The organism is Vibrio sp. V09_P4A23P171, from assembly GCF_963875615.1.
Taxonomy (GTDB): domain Bacteria; phylum Pseudomonadota; class Gammaproteobacteria; order Enterobacterales; family Vibrionaceae; genus Vibrio; species Vibrio anguillarum.
Map to the genome: position 1 here is coordinate 1 of NZ_CAWNMR010000042.1, position 5,984 is coordinate 5,984.

Genomic DNA, 5,984 nt, shown 5'->3' on the forward strand with positions numbered 1-5,984 from the left:
TGTGGCTGATCATCCTCTCAGACCAGCTAGGGATCGTCGCCTTGGTGAGCCATTACCTCACCAACTAGCTAATCCCACCTAGGCATATCCTGACGCGAGAGGCCCGAAGGTCCCCCTCTTTGGCCCGTAGGCATCATGCGGTATTAGCCATCGTTTCCAATGGTTATCCCCCACATCAGGGCAATTTCCTAGGCATTACTCACCCGTCCGCCGCTCGCCACCCAAGGAACAAGTTCCTCTGTGCTGCCGCTCGACTTGCATGTGTTAGGCCTGCCGCCAGCGTTCAATCTGAGCCATGATCAAACTCTTCAATTAAAGTTTTGTTGGTCCTAAGACCGGCTCAATGAATACTGACTTCAAAACTGCTCTTACTCGAAAGTAAGACGTAATTTTAAAGCTATTGTTGTTCCAACAGAACAACAATGAATTGACTGTGCCAAAATCAAGTAAACTTGATTCTGATTGGTCACTCAGTTCATTGATAAATCTTTTTTGATTATCATCAACGAGTGCCCACACAGATTGATAGGTTTATATTGTTAAAGAGCTTTGCTTTCAGTGCCTTAACACTTAAGCAGGACGCGTATAATACGCTTTCCGCTTCGAAAGTCAACATAAAACTCTCACATTTTCATGAGAATATTATGGTGACTCGTCTCACTGAGACCAGTCGGAATTTAAGCCTGGCGATGTCCTACTCTCACATGGGGAGACCCCACACTACCATCGGCGCTGTTGTGTTTCACTTCTGAGTTCGGCATGGAATCAGGTGGGTCCACAACGCTATGGTCGCCAAGCAAATTTCTTAATTCGGAAAGCTGTTTCGTTCTCATTCACACATTCAATGTTCTTCAATTGAGCCCACAAAACCCCTTCGGTGTTGTATGGTTAAGCCTCACGGGCAATTAGTATTGGTTAGCTCAACGCCTCGCAGCGCTTACACACCCAACCTATCAACGTTCTAGTCTCGAACAACCCTTTAGGACACTTAAAGTGCCAGGGAAGACTCATCTCAGGGCTCGCTTCGCGCTTAGATGCTTTCAGCGCTTATCAATTCCGAACTTAGCTACCGGGCAATGCCATTGGCATGACAACCCGAACACCAGCGGTTCGTCCACTCCGGTCCTCTCGTACTAGGAGCAGCCCCCTTCAATCTTCCAACGCCCACGGCAGATAGGGACCGAACTGTCTCACGACGTTCTAAACCCAGCTCGCGTACCACTTTAAATGGCGAACAGCCATACCCTTGGGACCGACTTCAGCCCCAGGATGTGATGAGCCGACATCGAGGTGCCAAACACCGCCGTCGATATGAACTCTTGGGCGGTATCAGCCTGTTATCCCCGGAGTACCTTTTATCCGTTGAGCGATGGCCCTTCCATTCAGAACCACCGGATCACTATGACCTACTTTCGTACCTGCTCGAACCGTCATTCTCGCAGTTAAGCGGGCTTATGCCATTGCACTAACCTCACGATGTCCAACCGTGATTAGCCCACCTTCGTGCTCCTCCGTTACTCTTTGGGAGGAGACCGCCCCAGTCAAACTACCCACCAGGCACTGTCCGCAACCCCGATGAGGGGCCTACGTTAGAACATCAAAACGACAAGGGTGGTATTTCAAGGTCGACTCCACGCAATCTAGCGACTGCGCTTCTAAGTCTCCCACCTATCCTACACATGTAGGTTCAATGTTCAGTGCCAAGCTGTAGTAAAGGTTCACGGGGTCTTTCCGTCTAGCCGCGGGTACACTGCATCTTCACAGCGATTTCAATTTCACTGAGTCTCGGGTGGAGACAGCGTGGCCATCATTACGCCATTCGTGCAGGTCGGAACTTACCCGACAAGGAATTTCGCTACCTTAGGACCGTTATAGTTACGGCCGCCGTTTACCGGGGCTTCGATCAAGAGCTTCGACCTAAGTCTAACCCCATCAATTAACCTTCCGGCACCGGGCAGGCGTCACACCGTATACGTCATCTTGCGATTTTGCACAGTGCTGTGTTTTTAATAAACAGTTGCAGCCACCTGGTATCTGCGACTCTCGTCAGCTCCATCCGCGAGGGACTTCACCAATAAGAGCGTACCTTCTCCCGAAGTTACGGTACCATTTTGCCTAGTTCCTTCACCCGAGTTCTCTCAAGCGCCTTGGTATTCTCTACCCGACCACCTGTGTCGGTTTGGGGTACGATTGCTTATAATCTGAAGCTTAGAGGCTTTTCCTGGAAGCAGGGCATCAATGACTTCACTGCCGTAGCAGCTCGACGTCGTGTCTCAGCCTAACAAGAAACCGGATTTACCTAGTCTCTTAGCCTACGCACTTGAACCAGGACAACCGTCGCCTGGCCCACCTAGCCTTCTCCGTCCCCCCATCGCAATTATAAGCAGTACGGGAATATTAACCCGTTTCCCATCGACTACGCTTTTCAGCCTCGCCTTAGGGGTCGACTTACCCTGCCCCGATTAACGTTGGACAGGAACCCTTGGTCTTCCGGCGGGGAGGTTTTTCACCCCCCTTATCGTTACTCATGTCAGCATTCGCACTTCTGATACCTCCAGCATGCTTTACAACACACCTTCAACGGCTTACAGAACGCTCCCCTACCCAATACAGTAAACTGTATTGCCGCAGCTTCGGTTTACTACTTAGCCCCGTTACATCTTCCGCGCAGGCCGACTCGACCAGTGAGCTATTACGCTTTCTTTAAATGATGGCTGCTTCTAAGCCAACATCCTGGCTGTCTGAGCCTTCCCACATCGTTTCCCACTTAGTAGTAATTTGGGACCTTAGCTGGCGGTCTGGGTTGTTTCCCTCTCCACGACGGACGTTAGCACCCGCCGTGTGTCTCCCGGATAGTACTTACTGGTATTCGGAGTTTGCAAAGGGTTGGTAAGTCGGGATGACCCCCTAGCCTTAACAGTGCTCTACCCCCAGTAGTATTCGTCCGAGGCGCTACCTAAATAGCTTTCGGGGAGAACCAGCTATCTCCGAGTTTGATTGGCCTTTCACCCCTAGCCACAAGTCATCCGCTAATTTTTCAACATTAGTCGGTTCGGTCCTCCAGTTGATGTTACTCAACCTTCAACCTGCCCATGGCTAGATCACCCGGTTTCGGGTCTATATCCAGAGACTAAATCGCCCAGTTAAGACTCGGTTTCCCTACGGCTCCCCTATTCGGTTAACCTTGCCACTGAATATAAGTCGCTGACCCATTATACAAAAGGTACGCAGTCACACCACGAAGGTGCTCCTACTGCTTGTACGTACACGGTTTCAGGTTCTATTTCACTCCCCTCACAGGGGTTCTTTTCGCCTTTCCCTCACGGTACTGGTTCACTATCGGTCAGTCAGTAGTATTTAGCCTTGGAGGATGGTCCCCCCATGTTCAGACAGGATAACACGTGTCCCGCCTTACTCGATTTCACTTATAATGATGGAACAGTTACGGGGCTATCACCCTTTATTGCGCCACTTTCCAGAGGCTTCACCTGCATCATTAAAAGCTTAAGGGCTAGTCCAATTTCGCTCGCCGCTACTTTCGGAATCTCTGTTGATTTCTTCTCCTCGGGGTACTTAGATGTTTCAGTTCCCCCGGTTTGCCTCCTTACCCTATGTATTCAGGTAAGGATACGTGCTTATGCACGTGGGTTTCCCCATTCGGAAATCGTAGACTCAAGTGGCTGTTACTGCCTAATCTACGCTTATCGCAAGTTACTACGTCCTTCATCGCCTCTGACTGCCAAGGCATCCACCGTGTACGCTTAGTCACTTAACCATACAACCCGAAGAAGTTTCGTGTTGCAGACAAGTCACCAAGGTTGTCTCTCATTATTTGAATGAGCGAGAGACGTTTGATTTTGCCGGACTCAATTTTGAAAACTTACCGTAGTAAGCTTTCCCAAGAACACTTGAATGTGTTTGGTATCAATACGTTAAACGTATTGATGTTGAGAACTTTTATTTGATAACAACAAACACGTTCGTTGTTATCAGTCAGCTTTCCAAATTGTTAAAGAGCAAGATTTTCTAATGAAAACCATTTTTAAAAACACTATTGCTAGTGCGCTTAAAGATGGTGGAGCTATGCGGGATCGAACCGCAGACCTCCTGCGTGCAAGGCAGGCGCTCTCCCAGCTGAGCTATNTCGTCTCTTAAACTGTATAAACCATCAATCTGTGTGGACACTCATCAGTGTAATCTTCGTATAAGGAGGTGATCCAGCGCCAGGTTCCCCTAGCGCTACCTTGTTACGACTTCACCCCAGTCATGAACCACAAAGTGGTGAGCGTCCTCCCCGAAAGGTTAAACTACCCACTTCTTTTGCAGCCCACTCCCATGGTGTGACGGGCGGTGTGTACAAGGCCCGGGAACGTATTCACCGTAGCATTCTGATCTACGATTACTAGCGATTCCGACTTCATGGAGTCGAGTTGCAGACTCCAATCCGGACTACGACGCACTTTTTGGGATTCGCTCACTATCGCTAGCTTGCTGCCCTCTGTATGCGCCATTGTAGCACGTGTGTAGCCCTACTCGTAAGGGCCATGATGACTTGACGTCGTCCCCACCTTCCTCCGGTTTATCACCGGCAGTCTCCCTGGAGTTCCCGACATGACTCGCTGGCAAACAAGGATAAGGGTTGCGCTCGTTGCGGGACTTAACCCAACATTTCACAACACGAGCTGACGACAGCCATGCAGCACCTGTCTCAGAGTTCCCGAAGGCACACCTGCGTCTCCGCTGGCTTCTCTGGATGTCAAGAGTAGGTAAGGTTCTTCGCGTTGCATCGAATTAAACCACATGCTCCACCGCTTGTGCGGGCCCCCGTCAATTCATTTGAGTTTTAATCTTGCGACCGTACTCCCCAGGCGGTCTACTTAACGCGTTAGCTCCGAAAGCCACGGCTCAAGGCCACAACCTCCAAGTAGACATCGTTTACGGCGTGGACTACCAGGGTATCTAATCCTGTTTGCTCCCCACGCTTTCGCATCTGAGTGTCAGTATCTGTCCAGGGGGCCGCCTTCGCCACCGGTATTCCTTCAGATCTCTACGCATTTCACCGCTACACCTGAAATTCTACCCCCCTCTACAGTACTCTAGTGAACCAGTTTCAAATGCGGTTCCGAGGTTGAGCCCCGGGCTTTCACATCTGACTTAATCCACCACCTGCATGCGCTTTACGCCCAGTAATTCCGATTAACGCTCGCACCCTCCGTATTACCGCGGCTGCTGGCACGGAGTTAGCCGGTGCTTCTTCTGTCGCTAACGTCAAATGATGCTGCTATTAACAACACCACCTTCCTCACGACTGAAAGTACTTTACAACCCGAAGGCCTTCTTCATACACGCGGCATGGCTGCATCAGGCTTGCGCCCATTGTGCAATATTCCCCACTGCTGCCTCCCGTAGGAGTCTGGACCGTGTCTCAGTTCCAGTGTGGCTGATCATCCTCTCAGACCAGCTAGGGATCGTCGCCTTGGTGAGCCATTACCTCACCAACTAGCTAATCCCACCTAGGCATATCCTGACGCGAGAGGCCCGAAGGTCCCCCTCTTTGGCCCGTAGGCATCATGCGGTATTAGCCATCGTTTCCAATGGTTATCCCCCACATCAGGGCAATTTCCTAGGCATTACTCACCCGTCCGCCGCTCGCCACCCAAGGAACAAGTTCCTCTGTGCTGCCGCTCGACTTGCATGTGTTAGGCCTGCCGCCAGCGTTCAATCTGAGCCATGATCAAACTCTTCAATTAAAGTTTTGTTGGTCCTAAGACCGGCTCAATGAATACTGACTTCAAAACTGCTCTTACTCGAAAGTAAAAAAGTAATTTTAAAGCTATTGTTGTTCCAACAGAACAACAATGAATTGACTGTGCCAAAATCAAGTAAACTTGATTCTGATTGGTCACTCAGTTCATTGATAAATCTTTTTTGATTATCATCAACGAGTGCCCACACAGATTGATAGGTTTATATTGTTAAAGAGC

4 rRNA genes are annotated in these 5,984 nt (G+C 49.9%); all 4 read right to left on the reverse strand.

What is annotated here, in order from left to right:
• Window positions 1-315 (reverse strand): 16S ribosomal RNA (locus tag AACT23_RS12360); the annotation flags it as partial.
• A 366-nt stretch (window positions 316-681) separates the two neighbouring features.
• Window positions 682-797: ribosomal RNA gene (gene rrf, locus AACT23_RS12365) — 5S ribosomal RNA — on the reverse strand.
• An 87-nt stretch (window positions 798-884) separates the two neighbouring features.
• Window positions 885-3,775, reverse strand: a 23S ribosomal RNA gene (locus tag AACT23_RS12370).
• 430 nt (window positions 3,776-4,205) lie between these two features.
• Window positions 4,206-5,750, reverse strand: a 16S ribosomal RNA gene (locus tag AACT23_RS12375).
• Window positions 5,751-5,984 lie beyond the last annotated feature (234 nt).